Raw genomic sequence first — 16,784 nt, forward strand, 5'->3', positions numbered from 1 at the left:
CATGAAACCGATCTTCCCCGCCCTTTCCGTCCTGGCCCTCGCATTCCTTGCTGCTGCCGTTCCGGCGGTGGCGACGGATGCCGCGCCGGGCGCAGCTCTGGCGTCCAGTTATATATTGGGCGCCAATGACGAGATAAGGGTGTCCGTCTTCGGCGCCTATCCATTTGACGTCAAAACCCGGATCAAGGAGAACGGCAACGTCACCCTGCCCAGCGTCGGGGAAGTCATGGCGCAGGGCGTGACCGCCAGCACACTGGCGACCAAGGTGCGCGACCAGTTGAAGGCGGGCGGCTATTTCGTCAATCCGATCGTCAATGTAGAGGTCGTGAGCTATGTCAGCCGGGCCGTAACAGTGTTCGGTAATCTCCAGAATCCCGGCATCTATCCGCTGGACCGGCCACAGACAATCGCAATGATGCTGGCCCGCACCGGCGGCGCGCGCACCGATGCAGCCGACTATGCCATATTGCAGCGCCAGGGCGAGGAGGACCGCCGCGTCCCGCTCGAAGATCTGAGCGGCGTGACAGGAACCGGGCAGATGCTGCGCCCCGGCGACTCCCTGTTCGTGCCCAAGGCTGAGGATGTGTTCATCTACGGCCAAGTCAACAAGCCCGGCAAGATCACCTATGAAAGCGGCATGACGCTGCGCCAGATGCTGGCGCAGGCGGGAGGTCCGACATTGGGCGGATCTGAAAAGAAGATCAGCCTCAATCGCGGCAATCAGAGAATCAAGCGCGCCGATCTGGACATGCTGGTGAAGCCCGGTGACGTCTTCACTGTCCAGGAACGCATCTTCTGACCAGGCTGGGAAGGATCCCGAAATGACCCTGTTTTCCAGGATACTTCAATGGCTGATGCCGAGACGCACCAAGAGCGAGGAGTTGGCGCGTCGCATGGCGGCCATCCGCACCGCCGTCGCTGCACCTGCTACGCCACAGTCCTCGACGGCCGACATGTTGAAGTCGGCCATCCGCAAGGGGTTCAACTCGACCCAGCCCGTCACCAGTTCCAGCCATCTTCACGGCCGGCAGGACCAGTTGGAACTACTGTGCGAGGGCGTACTGGACCGGGGCAATCACGCCCTGATCTACGGCGCGCGCGGGTCCGGCAAGACCTCGCTGGCGCGTGTCTTCGCCAATATGGCCGACGAACGGGGTTTGGTCGTCCTCTATTCAGCCTGCGAGCCCGATCAGGATTTCGGCGCACTCATCAAGCCCTATGTCGATGCTATGGCAGGGACGCGGATAGAATGGCCCGCGGATCGTCCGGTCAATCCGCGGGACGTGATCGAACAGATCGCGCCTCGCACGCGTCGTCGCTTCGTGCTGATCCTGGACGAATTCGACCGCATCACCGACCGTCCCGCGCAACATGACGTCGCCAGGTTGATGAAGATGCTTTCCGACGCGGCGATACCGGTCCATATCGTCGCAGTGGGCATCGCCGCAGGAGTGGACGCCCTGATCGCGGGTCATGCCTCCCTGCGGCGTCACATGTCCGTGATTCCGATTTCGCGGATAGAATCCCAAGCCGTGTTCGACATCATAGCCAGGGGTGCGGCGTCGGTCGGCATGAGCTTCACCGATGCCAGCCGCGAGACCATTGCGCATCTCGCCTGCGGGTCGCCCTATCATGTCCGGCTGTTCTGCGCTCTTGCCTGTTTCGAGGTGATCAAGCGGAAGGAACGGAAAGTAGGCCTGCCTGCCACGCTGGCGGGGGTGTCGCGGGCTGTGAATGACTGGGCGCTCACCAATGCGGAGGATGCAGCGCTGTTCCGGAAGGTGATCACAACGAACAGCCCGCACTGGAACATCATCGAAACCATCGTCCGTACCACAGCCGCCCAAGGTTTCATGACCCGGGCCGCAAGGAATGATGAAAGAGGCGATTGCATTTTGTTCCAGTTGAGGAATGCATTGATCATCGATGCGGAAAATGATCGCATTACATTCCAGGACAGTCTCGCACCGCAATTTTTTCTGGCCATGCTGTTCGCGGCCCAGAACAGCGAGAAAATCGACGAAAACATCATCAGCATGAACGATTTTCATCGCCAGATCGCCGCTGAATAGATCGGATCGCCATCAAACAGGATAGTGACTATGCTGATATTGGACATAATTCGCGCGATATTGCAGCGTTGGCGACTGATGGCGGGAATATTCTGCGGCGTGATGCTGCTCACCGCGATCTGGATATTGATGACGCCGCGCGAATATGTGGCGTCGGCCACGCTGCTGTTCGACACTCGCGCGCCCGACCCGCTGCCGGGCGAGACCCGCACGGCCAGCGAGCCCGCTGCCATGCTGGCGACCGAGGCGCAGATATTGCGCGGCGAGGCAATCACGAGCCATGTCGCCCGCGTCCTGGGTCTCGACAAGGATCCCGAATTGCACAAGCAATGGTTCGACCAGACCAATGGAACCCAGACCTTTCAGGGATGGCTCAACCGGCGCGTCCAGAGCGGGCTGGAGGTCACGCCCAGCTCAACGGGCAGCACCATCGACATCGCCTATCGCAGCACCAATGCAACGAAATCGGCTGAGATGGCGAATGCCTTTGCCGACGCGTTCAACAGGACGCGCCTGTCGATGAGCAATGAATTCGCCCAGCGCTATGCCGAATGGTTCAAGACGCGCCTCGGCGAATCCGAAACGCGGATGGAAAGGGCGCAGGGCGAACTGGCGAAGTTCCAGCGCGAGCATGGCATTGTCTCGACCGGCGCGATCGATGCGGAAAGCACGCGGCTGAGCGAACTGTCGTCCAAATTGTCCGCCGCCGAGGCTTCTGCAGCCGATGCGGGCGCCCGCGCCGCGGCCGGGGCAAGCATGCCTGAAGTGCAGTCGAGCGGGGTAGTGCAGGGATTGCGAGCGCAGATCGCGACGAAATCGGCCGAAATTCGTCAGATGTCGGCAGAACTGGGGCCAAGCCATGAACTGATGCGTGCGGCCCATTCGCAACTCGCCCAATTGCAGACAGCACTGGCGCAGGAAACGGCCAAGACGTCGGGCAGCCTGTCCGCAGCCAGTTCCGCTGCTGCGGCCAACCGGGGCGCCATGCAGTCGCTGCTGAACCAGCACCGCGCCCGCATGCTGTCGCTGGCTGGCGACCGCGGCAAGCTCAATGTGCTGGAAAGCAATGTGGAATCGGCCAAGAAGCAATATGAGACCGAGACGCAGCAACTGGCCGAACTGCGCGCCAAGAGCAGCATCCCCTCGCTGAACGTGCTGCATCTGAACGCGGCGGAGGCGCCGTTGCTGCCGAACGCGCCGAACATCCCCGTGCGGCTGCTGATGATGACGATATTGGGCCTGATGCTCGCCATCGGCACGGCAGTCCTGCTGGAATGGCTCCAGCCCCGCGTCCGCAGCCGCGATGCCGTCGGATATCTGACCGGAGTGCCTATGCTGGGACAGGCCGATCTCCGTCACATCGGACAGCAACTCCGCCTTGAAGGAGCCAAATGGTCATGAGACTCCGATCCACCGAAAGAACCGAGGAACCCGGCGCGATCTTCATCGCTGCGGGCCAGAACAAAGAGGCCGGAATGGAGGCCCCGGCTCCGGTTCAGGTCGATCCGCTGGTCGTGGCGATCAGCGACCCGGAAGACCGGCTGGCGGTGCAGGCGCGGGACATACAGTCGACACTGGCTGCACTTCGCCTGGCCGACGGACGGGTGCCCTCCTCCATCGCGGTACTCACGATTGGCGCGGTCGACGAGACGGCTATCCTAACCGCCAATGTCGCCGTATCGGCGGCGATGAGCGGGCTGCGGACGCTGCTCGTCGACATGAAACAGTCGGACTTCCTGCAGCACCGGCTGCTCGGCCAATCGCCGGTCATGGCGACCGATCCGGACGACGATCTCCATGCCTTCATCCGACCTGCCTTGATCCCCCGACTATCGCTTCTCGCGGCGACGTTTGACTGTCGGGGCCTGGCCGACATGATGGCCGATTTCGATTTGTGCCTGGTCGATGCCAGCCATGTCGAGGATCTCGCTCTGGCAGCGGCCAGCGCGGAGGTGGCGATATTGGCCGTCAGCCGCGACGCCACTACGACCGCGGACCTCAAATCCACGATCAACAAGCTGTCGATACTGGGCATGCCGTTGATCGGCACGGTCATGATCGTGTGACACGCATGAAGATCGTCCATATCTCGCGCCAATATTATCCCGGCATCGGCGGGCTGGAGAATTTCACCCGCAACCTCTGCGAGGAGCAGGCACGGGCAGGCCATGATGTCCGCATGGTCACGCTGAACCGCATCTTCGACGGCGACGGCGCGGAACTGCCCGCGCGGGAGACGATGGGCGGCGTGGAGATCGTCCGCCTGCCCTTCCGCGGTGGACGGCGCTATCCGATCGCGCCCTCGGTGCTGCGCCATGTGCACGATTGCGATCTGATCCATGTCCATGCCATCGATTTCTTCGTTGATTTCCTCGCGCTCACGCGATTCTTGCACAAGAAGCCGATGGTGCTCAGCACGCATGGCGGCTTTTTCCACACCAATTATGCGCAGCGGCTGAAGCAGGTCTATTTCCACAGCATATCTCGTCTGTCGCTGAGCCGTTTCAACGCGACGATCGCCTGTAGCGAGGCGGATCAGAACAGTTTTGCGCGCATTTGCGGCCCGAGGCTGATGCTGGTGGAAAATGGCGTCGACATCGACAAATTTGCAGCCACCGCCGACCCGGATGCGCGGACAATTCTCTATTTCGGCCGCATCGCCCCCAACAAGCGGATTGACCGGCTGATCCGCTGGTTCGCCGCGTTGAATGCGCTCGACCCCGGCTGGTCGCTGGTCGTCGCGGGCAAGCCGATGGGTGTCGCCATCCCTGACCTGCGCCGGATCGCTGGCGAACAAGGCGTAGTCGAGAAGATCGAATTTCACGATAGCCCCAGTGACGAGGCGCTTCGCGCGCTGATCGGGCGCAGCAGCATCTTCGCTTCGGCCAGCGCCTATGAAGGGTTCGGTATATCGTTGATCGAAGCGGTCTCCGCCGGCCTCTATCCCGCCGCCAGCGACATTCCGGCGCATCGCCGGTCCTGCGAGAAACTGGGTATCGGTACGCTCATGCATTTCGACGATCCACTGTCCGCGGCGCGGCTGTTCAAGGATTTCCGCACGGCCAGAGCCGGCGGAGCCCTGAAGGACGCGGAGGAACCGCTGCGGAGCTATAGCTGGCCGCAGGTCTCGGCGCGCATCGTACATATTTATGACCAAATATTGGGCCATCGCCAACGGACCATCGGCCCGGTGAAGGTTGCCGTACTCTCCCAGGCGGAGGCACTGGCGCAAATCCGCTGCCACATACGTGCGCAAAGCCCCAGGATCATCGCCTTCTGCAACGCTCATATGGCCAATCTGGCGCGGCAGAACGACCGGTTGGCCAAGGCTCTGAGTGACGCGCTGGTGCTGAACGACGGTATCGGCGTCGATCTGGCGAGCCGCCTGCGCTACGGTCGGCCCTTTCCCGTCAACCTCAACGGCACGGATTTCATCCCGCTCCTGCTGAAAGATCATCCCGAACGGCTCCGGTTGTTCCTAGTCGGCGCGGCTCCAGGCGTGGCGGAGCGAGCGGCGGCGGCACTCTCCCGCCTGTGCCCGCGCCTTTCCATCGTGGGAATGCGGCACGGCTTCTTCGACCAACAGGAGGAAGCAGACCTCAGCGAACAAATCCGGACAAGCAAAGCTGATCTGGTGCTCGCCTGCATGGGCAATCCTCGGCAGGAAATCTGGGCGGCGCGCTGGGCGCCAGAATTCGGACGACCCGTTCTCTGTGGCGGCGCTTTGCTCGACTTCCTCGCCGGACGGGTGCGGCGCGCCCCAGCCTGGGTGCGGCGGGTGCGGTTGGAATGGGTCTGGCGGCTGTGGCAGGAACCCTCGCGACTCGCGGATCGCTATCTGCTCGGCAATCTGAGCTTCATCGTCCGTGCACTGAAGGATGCCCGGCGCGGGCATAATTGGGAGGATATGCCTCCGCCTGCCCCAACCACCGCCCTGCGGGGGACCGATGCAGCCTGACCCCAGCATGGCTCTGGGCCGAACGGACAGCCCGAAGCGCATATCGGTCATCATCCCGTTCTTCCAGAGAAAGCGCGGGCTGCTGCGCGAAGCTCTCCGGTCGGTCGCCTGCCAATATCTTCCTTGGCCTGCCGAAGTTGAACTGATCGTCGTCGATGACGGTTCGCCGGTCGCGGCCGATCTCGATGCCCATAACCTCGTCCTCCCCGACTGGATCAGGCTGCGCATCCTCCGCCAGGCCAATGCGGGCCCGGCTGCAGCGCGCAACCATGGTCTGGACGCCATGTCGCCAGATTCCCACTATATCGCCTTTCTGGACTCCGACGACCAATGGTCGACCCACCATCTCGCCTGCGGGATCGACACGTTGGGGACGGCGCATGATTTCTACTTCTGCGACAGCGCCATGCCGCCGACGACCATGTTTGCGGCCATGGCATTTTTCCGGACACTGCCGACCCAACATGGTGTCGAACCACTCGACGGCACGCGCAGCACCTATCGCTTCATCGGGGCAAATGGCGGATCGTCGATGATGCGTGATTACCTGTGCCAGACGTCGTCGGTGATCCTGCGCGCTTCGGCTGTGGGACCACTGCGGTTCGAGGAGACCCTGCGTCATGCCGGGGAGGACTGGTTGATGTGGGCGCAGCTGGCGCATCGGGCGCGGGGCATCTCCTTCTCGCTTTCCGCTAACAGCGTGCGCGGCGAAGGCATCAACCTGTATCGCGACGCTCATGAGCGCCTGAGCGGGCGCAATCTGCGTCGCATCCTCTCCATGATCCGGATGAACGAGTTGATGGGCGCGATCGACGGCATCGATGCGCAAAGCCTGATGCTGACACAGCAACGGCGACGCAGCTTTCAAATGGAACTGGCGGCGATTCTGATGCACCCGCGGCTTTATCTGGGCCTGACAGACCAGCTCCAGCGAGCGACGATCGCAAGGGCATATCGGCATCTGGGACGCGAACTGCCCGGCTATTGGACGGAAATAGCGCGCCGCAAGCTACATCCCGATATGCGGGAGGTGTCCGTATGAAGCTCTATTACTATCGGGCGACGCAGGGAAATTTCGGTGATGACCTGAACAGCTGGCTCTGGGAAGAGCTGGCGCCAGGCCGCTGGTCGGACGAGGATGATGGGGAGCTGTTCTGCGGGATCGGCACGATCATCGGCAACGACATGCCGCAGGCGAAAAGGATCAGGGTGTTTTCCAGCGGAATCGGCTATCGTCCCCTGCCCGCCGATTTCAACAGCGAGCGTTGGAACGTCACGGCCCTGCGCGGGCCGCTGACCGCACAGGTGGTCGGGCGCCCGGAACTGGCGGTGGCAGATGGCGCGCTGCTGCTATCGACGCTGCCGCGGCTGAGGCCTCTGGCCGCGGAAGAACGGCACGGAACGATCCTCATTCCCCATTATGAGGCGATGGATGAAGGCCCTTGGGAAACGGCGTGCAGGCTGGCGGGCGTGGAACTGGTCGATCCCCGGCAATGCGGGCATCGTGTTATCGAGCGCATCCGAACAGCGCGGTTGGTGATAGCGGATTCCATGCATGCCGCGATCATCGCGGATACGATGCGGGTGCCCTGGGTTCCTGTGGCATCCTCCCGGCGTATCAACAGCTTCAAATGGCTCGATTGGACCCTGTCGCTGGACCTGCCCTATGAACCGATCGTGCTGCCATCGATCAGCCTAGGAGCCTATTATGAGGGGCAGGTGCAGCGCTGCACCGGACAGGATTTCCGTTTACCGCGGCCGGACAGAGAGAGTGCCATGGCACATTACCGGCGGATGATGCGCCGGGAAGGCAACAGGCTATGGCAATCCGTGCGGCCCAAGCTGAGACACCATCTGCGTGCGCTGCCAGGGCGCCTGCCGGCGCAAGCAGCCGCGCGGGACGCGATGGCGCGGTGGGACAGGCGGCGAACGGAGCGGATGGCAATGGTTTTGCATCAACTGGACAGTGCGCCTGCCTTCATGAGCGGCGACGTGATTTTCCAGCAAAGGGTCGAGCAGTTGAGCAGTGCACTGAACGGGATCGCAGGAGGGCGGTGAAATGGGTGGAAAGGAAACGGTTTCCTTGCGCTGCTTTTGACTGGAAGATCGCTAATGGCAGATTTTGCACCGGTTGCATTGTCCCTACCGCGCCGACGCCCGCGCCCGATGTCGCCGGACAAGGTGGCGCGCCAGCATTGGCCAACTGCGCCGGTCGCGCAGCATTTCCATTAATAGTGCCCACGGCCGCCGGCCGTGCAGGTGGGAATAGGCGCGATTCCAGATCGCCTGATCGCGAATTGCGTCCGCCCTTTTCGACAGCAGGCGCGCCAATGCCCTGTCTGCCCGAATGCGCGGGCGGGCGAGCAGGCCCAGCGTATGCTCGCGCATAGACTGAAGGTTGAGAATAGTGCGCGACTGGCCCGAACTGTCCGAGGAGATCGAACCGATGCGCTGGGTGAAGAGATAAAACCCCTCGCCCATCAGCATGAAGCGCGCGCCGGCCAGCAGCCAGTCCAGAACAAAGGCGAAATCCTCCCCATGACGCAGATCGGGCGGATATTGCAGCCCGCGTGCAGTCAGGAATCGGCGGTGAAATATTGGCTTGAGCTGGCCATAATCGAAGGGGGAACGGCCGGTCATGCAATGCCCGACGAAATCCGCCGCGCTGACCTGCTGCACATGATCGTCCGCCAGCCTGAACGCCCGGCCCGCCAATGCCTGCGCCTGCCAGTCGAAGAACAGCAGATTGTCGGCCACCAGATCGGCCTCATGCCGCCTTGCCAGCCCGATCATACGCTGCAACCGACCCGGAAGGAACGCATCGTCGGCGTCAAGTATCGCGACCCAGTCGCCCTGCGCTGCGGCCAACCCCTTGTTGCGCGCGATCGAAGGTCCGCCATTCTCCGTGCTGACGATCAGACGGACATTGTCGTGTGCCAGCGCCAGTTCCTGCGCCACTCGAACGGTGTCGTCGCTCGACGCATCGTCGATGATCAGGACTTCGACGGATATCTTTTGCGCCAGAGCCGAACTGACTGCGCGCGCCAGCGTATCCTGCGCGTTATAGGCCGCAATTATCACGGAGACACAAGGGGTTAGGTTCCGCTGCATAGGTGTTATGCCTTACTCGAAACAGCTGTGGGCTTTGGATATAACAGCCGCACAGGCAGCAGCGAATTGAGGGAATACCCCTAGGATATATCCCGAGGGTCGGAACCTGCTCTTCCCAGTGCGGACAGATATCATGCCCATGGTCGCCATTTACAGACGCGGTTTCCTACCCTTGTCCGAAACATTCATCGTGGACCATATCCATTCGCTCCGCCGGTATCGACCCTTCGTCATGGCCGACGATATTGTAGGTGGACATTATCGGGATGGACAGCAACTGCATCTCCTCCATCGACCGGGCTCTGGAAAGTGGAAAAGGATCAGCAATCGACTGACCGGACATTATGAGAATCTCGGCGGACAATTATGCTCACGCTCCACCGACCTTATCCACGCCCATTTCCTTCAGGACGGCGCGGCTATCCTGCCGCTCGCCTTGCGGCGAGGCATGCCGCTGGTAGTGACGGCCCATGGCTATGACGCCACCGTCACCGCCCGCGAACATGCGCGGAGGACCGAAGGACTTTGGTACCTGATGCTGAAGCCCGTCCTGATACGCTATGCCGACGGCATCATCTGCGTGTCGAACTGGATCAGGCAATGCCTGCTGGAGGCCGGCTATCCCGAAAACAAGCTGCGGGTCATTCGCTTGGGCATTGATCCCGCCGCGCTGCCGCCGGTCGATTCCCCCTCGCTGCGCCGCGGCGCGCTGTTCGTGGGCAGACTGGTCGAGAAGAAGGGCGTCAATTTCCTGCTCGATGCCTGGGCCAGGCTGCCGCTCCGCCTGCGTGAAGAGCCGCTCACCATCATCGGGGACGGTCCGATGAAACCGGCGCTGATGGATCAGGCGCGGAAATTGGGCATCCAACCGGCCTTTGTCGGTCCGCAACCCCGTGAGGCGGTGTTCGCGGCCATGGCGCGGCATCGGATTTTCGCCATGCCCAGCATGCGCGCCGCGAATGGCGACAGCGAAGGGCTGCCCATCGTACTGATGGAGGCGCAGGCGATGGGTATGGCGGTTGTCGCCTTCGACGACGGACCGATGCGCGAAGCGATCCTGCCGGGGCGAAGCGGCCTGCTGGCGGAGCGACGCGACACGGGCGGCTATGCCGCACACCTCGAACGACTGCTGCTGACGGCGGACCTGTGCGAAAGCTTCGGCCGAACCGGACGGGAATGGGTCAACAACAGTTTCCACATCCGCTCGAACATGGCGGCGTTGGAGGATTATTATGACGAAATCGTCGGCCGCAGGGAGAAACGCCATTGAACATCCCCTTTTCGGCCGCCCTCGCTCCCAATGGCATCTCCAACGCCCGCATCCTCATCCTGTCGCGCCATGACTATCGCACGGCACGGCGCGCCAGCGTGCATTTCATCGCCCAGAAAATGGCCGAGAGGGGCCACGACGTCGCCTTCCTTTCTATCGGCTACAGCTGGCTGTCGCGGCTGCGCGGCGACAGCCGGGCTCGGCTGGACCCGCGCGCCAACCGCTGGGAAAGGGTGGACGGCCTACACGCCTGTCTGTGGCGGACGCGCTGGCATCCGGTAAAGATGCCGCTACCCGACGCGCTGACCGGATGGCTGTTCCACCGCTGGGCCGGCATGGCCTGCCCTGTTCTGGATGAGGCAGCGGCGAAGGCGGACCTCATCCTCATCGAATCCGGCATCGCCCCCGCGCTGATCGGGCGCGTGCGCGCCATCGCCCCGCACGCGCGCATTGTCTATCGTGCGACCGACCTGCTGGCGACTGCGGGCGTGCCGCAATGCATCGAGGCGACGTTGCAAAGGCACGCGCACGACATCGACATGGTCGTGGTCGTCGCCCGCAGCATGCTGCCGCATTTCGACGCCTTCGATTGTCCGCGCATCTTCATTCCCCATGGCGTCGACCTGCGCAACCTGCGCCGGCCGACCATCAGCCCCTATGACCAGCCCCATAATGCGGTGGCGGTCGGATCGATGCTGTTTGACGAGGGCGCGATCCGCACGCTGGCGCAAGCCGTGCCGCATTTCACCTTCCACATGATCGGCACGCCCAAACGCGCCTTCCCATCCAATGTGGTGCTGCACGACGAGATGCCTTTCGAACGGACGCTGCCCTATATTCAGCATGCCGATGTCGGCATCGCAGCCTATCTGCCGGCGGAATCATCGGCCTATCTGGCGGATTCCAGCCTCAAACTGATGCAATATGGCGCTATCGGCCTGCCGGCCGTCTGCCCGGATTTCGCGGTGGGCGAGCATAAGCTGCGTTTCGGCTATCGCCCGGGCGATAGCCGGGACATGGTGCAGGCCTTCGCCAAGGCCGCCCAGACGCGCAGGCGGCCCGCGCCGACGCAGGATTGGGGTGATGTGGCAGACCGGCTGGTGGAGGTCGCCCTTGGCTGAGCTTGTCCTGCAAAGAGACGTCCGTATGCGAAGCGCCGTGGACATGCCGCGCGCGGTCATGCCAGTGGCGGCCGTTGCGCTGTTGGCGGCGACGGTCCTGTTCAACCCGCTCCTCGCCTGGGTGAACAGCCATGTGGCGCAGATGAGCGGATCGATCGTTTCCGTGATGCAGGGAGGCATCGTCATTTCCGCGCTGCTGATGGGCCTGTTCCAGCCGATCGCACTGGCGGCGCGATGGTGGGTGCTGGCCGCGCTGCTGGTTATGGTCGTGCTGCTGACCAGCGCAATCCGGGCGCAGTTCAATCCCAAGATATTGGGCGACGTGCTGCTGATCCCGGCCTTCATCCTGCTGGGCACGGCGCTTCGCACCGATCTGTTCCGTCGGTCGATCCTTGTCATGCAGGCGTGCATCCTGCTCGTGGGCATATGGGAACTAGCGCGGCCGGACCAATATGGTGCATTCTTCAACGTGGTCGACTATTATGTGAACACGCGCGGTTACGACGCCAATGCCTTCTGGGCGGGCGGATCGCTGTTCCTGAGTTCGGAACGGCCGGGCGGGCGGCTGCTGCTGAACGGCTTCGGCTTCCATCGCGGATCATCCCTTTTCCTGGAGCCGGTGTCGCTCGGCAACTGGGCGGTTGTCGCCACCATCTTCACGGCGGCCTGCTGGCGGGAACTGTCGCGCTGGTGCCGGACCTTCATGGTCGCGTCCACCTTCGCCTTGCTGGTGATCTGCGACGGGCGGCTGGCGATGACGGTCATCCTGCTCTTCTGCCTCTATCTGCCTCTCTGCCGTTATCTGCCTGATCGCTGGAGCGCGGTCTACCTTCCCGTCATGCTGGGCCTGCTTTGGCTGGGGGATGCGCTCGGTCTTCTGATGCCCAATGGCGACAATTTCGCCGGCCGGCTGGGCATCGGCCTGCATGCACTGGGAACAATGGACGCCACCGCATTGCTGGGGGTCAATCCCGAATTCGCGCGACTGGATGACGCAGGTTGGGCAGATTTCATCCAGTCCCAATCCGTGCTCATCGCACTTGGCCTATGGCTGACGCTGTCGCTGACGGGGTTCGGCACGGCACCCGGCGATCGCATGGCGAAACATGGCATCATGCTGTTCCTCATCCTGTGCCTGCCGATCAGCAATTCACTACTCTCCATCAAGACTGCGGCGCTGATGTGGGCGCTCTATGGCTTCTGCTTCGCACGCGGGCAGACGGCGGCGAACGGCATAGATACGGCATGAACGGGCGGCATATTCCAGCGCTGGACGGACTGCGCGGCTTTGCGGCGCTGATCGTGATGCTGTCGCATTTCCCCGATGTCGGGCTGCCGTCCTGGGTCAATCACCGCCTGGGCGATCATGGGGTAATGCTGTTCTTCGTGCTCAGCGGCTTCCTGATGGGCCATCTCTATCTGCGGCAGAGGCCCGACGCCCAGGTGCTGCTGCACTATGGAATCGCGCGGGCGGCGCGGATACTGCCGCTCTATCTGGGGGTATCGCTGCTGTCCTTCTTCCTGTTCAACTATGCCGATCCCGCCTTCATCTATCGCATAGACGGCCAGCAACTCCTGCGACTGCTCAGCTTTACAAGCGCACAGCCGATCTTCTGGTCCATCGGCCCAGAATTCCAATTTTACTTCCTCTTTCCGCTGATGTGGATGGCATTCTACAGCAGCCGCCGAAACAGGCCCATCGCCTTCCTGGCGCTGACGAGCGCGATCTGTCTCACCTATGCGATCAGCAGTTGGACGCCCGGCTTTTCCGTCTTCGCAAAGCTGCATATCTTCATCGCCGGGATCGGCGCTGCGCTGCTGGTCTGGGCCGGACCCCCGCGCCCGCTCCCGGCCATGCTGGTGCTGGCAAGCGCGCTTGCCTTCCTGACGGCGATCCTGCTCTCCCCACCGTGGGCGGAGCCCTTCCTCTTCCCTTCGACGCGCGGCGACCCCAAGCATATCGGCTATTATGGCGATCTGGCGAAGGTCCTACTCTGCGCCTGCGTCATCTACAGCGCGACCATCGATCATAGGCTGAACGACTGGTTGTGGGGCAATTGCGTCATGCGGCGGCTGGGGGCATGGAGCTTTTCGCTGTACCTGCTGCACATGCCCGCTCTTTATCTGGCGGGATATTTGCCGATACCGCAGGTCCCACGCGCCATGGCATCGCTGCTGCTGGCGGTCGGCATCGCGGCACTGTCCCATCGCTTCATCGAAGAACCGGCCAACCATCGGTTGCGCCGCCTGCTTGCAGGGCTGTTCGACCGGCAGTCCAAGGGCATCATATTGTCCCCTTATTGCCCGCCGGACACGAGTTCCTCCACATCATAATATTTGCCGTTGGCAATGACTTTCCTGACATTGAAAGTGTTGGCGATGTTCTCACGCGGATCGCCGGCGAGCAGGGCAATGTCAGCGAGCTTGCCCGCCTCCAATGTTCCTGCGTCCAGGTTGAGCGACCGGGCCGAATTGACCGTCGCCGTCTGCAGCGCCTGAAAGGGCGTCAGCCCGGCATCGACATAGGAGGACAGCTCCGCATGCAGGTTGGTCGCGATCATCGTGTCCGTGCCCGCCGCAACCAGCGTGCCGGCATCGAACATCTTCTTCAGGCTGGCCAGGCTTCCCGCCATCATCGGCCGCAACAACGCCATCATCGGCTCACTCTCCGTCACGGTCTTGCGCGCCCAGATCGGATAGAGGCTGATGCGCGGGTCATCGCGATAGGAAGGGTTCTTCTCCAGATAATTGGTCAGCGCGCCGAAATTGGTGGGTGTCAGCGTCCGGCCGCTCTTGCCGAATAGCTGGATGACATCCTCATAGGCCATGCCCATCGGCCCCTGTTTGGGCGAATAGCCGCGACGGCTGGTCGCGCCCAGATGCTCCGTCGCATCGACGCCCGTATAGGCCGCGGGGAAGATTTCATGGCCGGTGACCGGCACGCCCATCTCGTGCGCCGCTTCCACGATGCGACGCTGGTAGATATCGGGCATTCGGACATAGCTTTTCAATATGTCATATTTGAGGATGCGGGCGCGCTCCAGCTCCCGCTCCAAATGCGCCGGGCCGGATATGGCGACGCCCATCTTGTAATAGACGCGCTGCCATTCGAGCAGCGGGCCATTGACGTAGAGACGCGGGCTGATGCGCGCGCCCGCTTCGGCCGCCTCCCTGTCCTCTATCGCGTCATAGACCTGATTGCCCGGATCGCGCACGGTGGTGATGCCATAGGCCAGCCATGCACGCTCCAGATTCGAGCCGAAATCCTTCTGCAGATGGGCATGATGCTCGATCAGGCCGGGAATGGCGGTGAGACCCGTGCCATCAACGAAGCGGTCCGCCCGATGCAGCGCCGGATCATGATCGCAGATTGCAAAGATGCGGTTGCCCTCGATCACGATGTCCTTGTCGTGCTGGGTTTCGTCGCGGACGGAGTCCACCAGATTGCTGACATGGATTACCATCCGCCCGGTCGGGTTGGCGGGGCGGTAGGTGAGGTCGACCGGAATTTCCCGGATGACGCCCGTTTCCGTGTCGATCGCCTTCAACTTGTCGGATGACTGATAGAGAATGGTCCGGCTGTCGGCGGTCCAGCTGGGAAAATAGGCAATTTCGGAGGTATAGCTGCGCGGCGGCGCCATCGGCTTGCCGTCGGCGGCCACGGGCCAGATCTTCAGCAGGCCTTCATAAATGGCCGCCATCTTCGTGCCGTCAGGCGACCAGGCAGGCCCGCCCCCGCCACGCGTGTCGGTTCCGGCATTTTCCTGGGGCACTTGCCAGAAGGGTTCGCCCTTGCCGTCGCTTGGGATCATATAGATCTGATTGTCGCCCTCGCGGAAGCTGTTGGAATATTTGTAGGAAAGCGCGATGGCGACATATTTGCCGTCAGCCGACCAACTGGGGTTTCCCGGCTGCCCAAGCGACGCTTGGAGCCGCGTCACCTTGCCACTCGCCACGTCGACGACGCACACGCCCGCCACGCCCCAGCGCCCATCGACATCAAGGAAGGCAATGCGACTGCCGTCACGGGACCAGGCGGCGGCCAGAGGCTGGGTCTCGATATTGGTGAGCCTGCGATCCTTGCCCGTCTTGACATCGCGTATCCACAGCTGCGGCAGGCCGCCGCCCTTGTCGGAAGTGTAGGCGATGCTCTGCCCATCGGGCGACCAGGCAGGATCGGCATCCATCGCGGCGTCCCTGGTCAGATTTTCGGGCACGCCGCCCTTGGACGACAGGAGATAGAGATCGCCCAGCGCCACGAAGGCTATACGGCTTCCGTCGGGCGAAATGGTGGGATGGACGATGCCCAGCGCCTTGCGCGGCGCGGTGGAATCCCAGTCGCGCTTCGCCCTGGCATAGCTGGGCTTCACCACTTCCAGCGTGGCAGCGAAATCGACGGTCGACGATCGCCCGCCGCTGCGGTGCCTGATCTTGCCGTCCGAGACATAATAATAGCCGCCCTTCCCCCAGCCGATGCGGAACGGAAAGACATTCTCGGTTCCGCTCACCACCTTGCCCTCGATTTCCAGCCGGCTGCCCTTCGCGTCCTGCACCACATAGGCGAGTTCGCCGCCGGGACCGAAGGAGGGCGCGTCGATCCTGCCCTCCGCCTGTCTGAGCAGGCTTTCCGCGCCGTCCGCCAAAGCGGTCGTGTAGAGCGCCGTCTTATTGCCTTCCGTCCCCGCATAGACGATCCTCGCGCCATCCGGGGACCAGCTTGGCATCCTGTCCTCACGCGGATTGCGGCTGACCTGTTTCACTACCCCGCTGGCCACGTCCAGCGTCCAGATGTCGTAATTGCCGCTGCGGTCGGAGGAGAAGGCGATGGTCTTGCCGTTCGGCGACCAGGCTGGTTCGCGATCGTCCCACGCGCCTTCCGTCAGCTTGCGCATGCCGCTGCCGTCGGGCTTGATCGTCCAGAGATCATAGCCGCCGTCGCGATAGGCGAAATAGGCAAGCCGCGATCCGTCGGGCGACCAGACCGGCTGGCGGGCATCGTTGAAATAGTCGGTGATGCGCCTCGCCCTGCCGCCTTTGGCCGGGATGATCCACAAGGTGCCCTGAAGATCGACCGCCAGCCATTTGCCGTCCGGTGAGACGGACACACTCATGGACGTACCCTCATGCACGTCGAAGGCGATGGGCTTCTCACCGCCCGGCGGGGGCAGATTGGCTGGCTGGGCGTAGGCCTGCACGGCGCAGGCCGAAAGCAGGGCGATGGACAGATATTTCAGCGGAGATTGCATAGAGCG

13 protein-coding genes are annotated in these 16,784 nt (G+C 62.6%); 11 read left to right on the forward strand and 2 right to left on the reverse strand.

Going from position 1 to position 16,784, the window contains the following annotated elements:
• Nucleotide 1 precedes the first annotated feature (1 nt).
• Genes MRBLMA1_RS13620 through MRBLMA1_RS13650 form a run of 7 tightly spaced genes read left to right on the forward strand, consistent with a single transcriptional unit; the run spans nt 2 to nt 8,088 of the window.
• On the forward strand, nt 2-799 hold the full coding sequence (locus tag MRBLMA1_RS13620; protein ID WP_363737359.1) for a polysaccharide biosynthesis/export family protein: 798 nt from the start codon (nt 2-4) through the stop codon (nt 797-799).
• 22 nt (nt 800-821) lie between these two features.
• Entirely contained in the window at nt 822-2,072 is a 1,251-nt protein-coding gene (locus MRBLMA1_RS13625; RefSeq protein ID WP_363737360.1) for an AAA family ATPase, read from the forward strand.
• A 30-nt stretch (nt 2,073-2,102) separates the two neighbouring features.
• Nucleotides 2,103-3,473, forward strand: a complete 1,371-nt coding sequence (locus tag MRBLMA1_RS13630) for an exopolysaccharide biosynthesis protein (protein WP_363737361.1) — start codon at nt 2,103-2,105, stop codon at nt 3,471-3,473.
• Complete coding sequence (locus MRBLMA1_RS13635) at nt 3,470-4,138, forward strand: hypothetical protein (RefSeq protein ID WP_363737362.1); 669 nt, start codon at nt 3,470-3,472, stop codon at nt 4,136-4,138. The genes MRBLMA1_RS13630 and MRBLMA1_RS13635 overlap by 4 nt, the downstream gene beginning before the upstream one ends.
• Before the next feature lie 5 nt (nt 4,139-4,143).
• Nucleotides 4,144-6,030 carry a WecB/TagA/CpsF family glycosyltransferase gene (locus tag MRBLMA1_RS13640; RefSeq protein WP_363737363.1) on the forward strand — a complete coding sequence of 629 codons (1,887 nt, stop codon included), beginning with the start codon at nt 4,144-4,146 and terminating at the stop codon, nt 6,028-6,030.
• Nucleotides 6,020-7,072: a glycosyltransferase family 2 protein gene (locus tag MRBLMA1_RS13645; protein WP_363737364.1), complete on the forward strand. Its 1,053-nt coding sequence runs from the start codon at nt 6,020-6,022 to the stop codon at nt 7,070-7,072. Before MRBLMA1_RS13640 ends, MRBLMA1_RS13645 begins: the two co-directional genes overlap by 11 nt.
• Nucleotides 7,069-8,088 (forward strand): polysaccharide pyruvyl transferase family protein, encoded by a 1,020-nt coding sequence (locus MRBLMA1_RS13650; RefSeq protein ID WP_363737365.1) that lies wholly within the window; start codon nt 7,069-7,071, stop codon nt 8,086-8,088. The genes MRBLMA1_RS13645 and MRBLMA1_RS13650 overlap by 4 nt, the downstream gene beginning before the upstream one ends.
• An 84-nt stretch (nt 8,089-8,172) precedes the next feature.
• Here the strand turns inward: MRBLMA1_RS13650 and MRBLMA1_RS13655 are convergent, their stop codons facing one another.
• On the reverse strand, nt 8,173-9,141 hold the full coding sequence (locus tag MRBLMA1_RS13655; protein ID WP_363737366.1) for a glycosyltransferase family 2 protein: 969 nt from the start codon (nt 9,139-9,141) through the stop codon (nt 8,173-8,175).
• Between the two features lie 133 nt (nt 9,142-9,274).
• Here MRBLMA1_RS13655 and MRBLMA1_RS13660 point away from each other — a divergent pair, with 133 nt between their 5' ends.
• Genes MRBLMA1_RS13660 through MRBLMA1_RS13675 form a run of 4 tightly spaced genes read left to right on the forward strand, consistent with a single transcriptional unit; the run spans nt 9,275 to nt 13,866 of the window.
• Entirely contained in the window at nt 9,275-10,411 is a 1,137-nt protein-coding gene (locus MRBLMA1_RS13660; protein WP_363737367.1) for a glycosyltransferase, read from the forward strand.
• Entirely contained in the window at nt 10,408-11,532 is a 1,125-nt protein-coding gene (locus MRBLMA1_RS13665; RefSeq protein ID WP_363737368.1) for a polysaccharide biosynthesis protein GumK, read from the forward strand. The genes MRBLMA1_RS13660 and MRBLMA1_RS13665 overlap by 4 nt, the downstream gene beginning before the upstream one ends.
• A 25-nt stretch (nt 11,533-11,557) precedes the next feature.
• Complete coding sequence (locus tag MRBLMA1_RS13670; protein ID WP_363737369.1) at nt 11,558-12,781, forward strand: polysaccharide biosynthesis protein GumE; 1,224 nt, start codon at nt 11,558-11,560, stop codon at nt 12,779-12,781.
• A complete protein-coding gene (locus MRBLMA1_RS13675; protein WP_363737370.1) occupies nt 12,778-13,866 on the forward strand; it encodes an acyltransferase family protein in 1,089 nt (362 codons plus the stop codon). Before MRBLMA1_RS13670 ends, MRBLMA1_RS13675 begins: the two co-directional genes overlap by 4 nt.
• On the opposite strand, the gene MRBLMA1_RS13680 is transcribed toward MRBLMA1_RS13675, so the two are convergent.
• Nucleotides 13,830-16,778, reverse strand: coding sequence for an amidohydrolase family protein (locus MRBLMA1_RS13680; protein ID WP_363737371.1), 2,949 nt, complete (start codon nt 16,776-16,778; stop codon nt 13,830-13,832). The genes MRBLMA1_RS13675 and MRBLMA1_RS13680 overlap by 37 nt on opposite strands.
• Nucleotides 16,779-16,784: the final 6 nt, after the last annotated feature.

This window comes from Sphingobium sp. LMA1-1-1.1, assembly GCF_040676365.1.
Taxonomy (GTDB): domain Bacteria; phylum Pseudomonadota; class Alphaproteobacteria; order Sphingomonadales; family Sphingomonadaceae; genus Sphingobium.

Coding starts and splice junctions, on each gene's coding strand:
- MRBLMA1_RS13620 (WP_363737359.1), top strand. CDS start 2: ATGAAACCGATCTTCCCCGCCCTTTCCGTCCTGGCCCTCGCATTCCTT.
- MRBLMA1_RS13625 (WP_363737360.1), top strand. CDS start 822: ATGACCCTGTTTTCCAGGATACTTCAATGGCTGATGCCGAGACGCACC.
- MRBLMA1_RS13630 (WP_363737361.1), top strand. CDS start 2,103: ATGCTGATATTGGACATAATTCGCGCGATATTGCAGCGTTGGCGACTG.
- MRBLMA1_RS13635 (WP_363737362.1), top strand. CDS start 3,470: ATGAGACTCCGATCCACCGAAAGAACCGAGGAACCCGGCGCGATCTTC.
- MRBLMA1_RS13640 (WP_363737363.1), top strand. CDS start 4,144: ATGAAGATCGTCCATATCTCGCGCCAATATTATCCCGGCATCGGCGGG.
- MRBLMA1_RS13645 (WP_363737364.1), top strand. CDS start 6,020: ATGCAGCCTGACCCCAGCATGGCTCTGGGCCGAACGGACAGCCCGAAG.
- MRBLMA1_RS13650 (WP_363737365.1), top strand. CDS start 7,069: ATGAAGCTCTATTACTATCGGGCGACGCAGGGAAATTTCGGTGATGAC.
- MRBLMA1_RS13655 (WP_363737366.1), bottom strand. CDS start 9,141: ATGCAGCGGAACCTAACCCCTTGTGTCTCCGTGATAATTGCGGCCTAT.
- MRBLMA1_RS13660 (WP_363737367.1), top strand. CDS start 9,275: ATGCCCATGGTCGCCATTTACAGACGCGGTTTCCTACCCTTGTCCGAA.
- MRBLMA1_RS13670 (WP_363737369.1), top strand. CDS start 11,558: ATGCGAAGCGCCGTGGACATGCCGCGCGCGGTCATGCCAGTGGCGGCC.
- MRBLMA1_RS13675 (WP_363737370.1), top strand. CDS start 12,778: ATGAACGGGCGGCATATTCCAGCGCTGGACGGACTGCGCGGCTTTGCG.
- MRBLMA1_RS13680 (WP_363737371.1), bottom strand. CDS start 16,778: ATGCAATCTCCGCTGAAATATCTGTCCATCGCCCTGCTTTCGGCCTGC.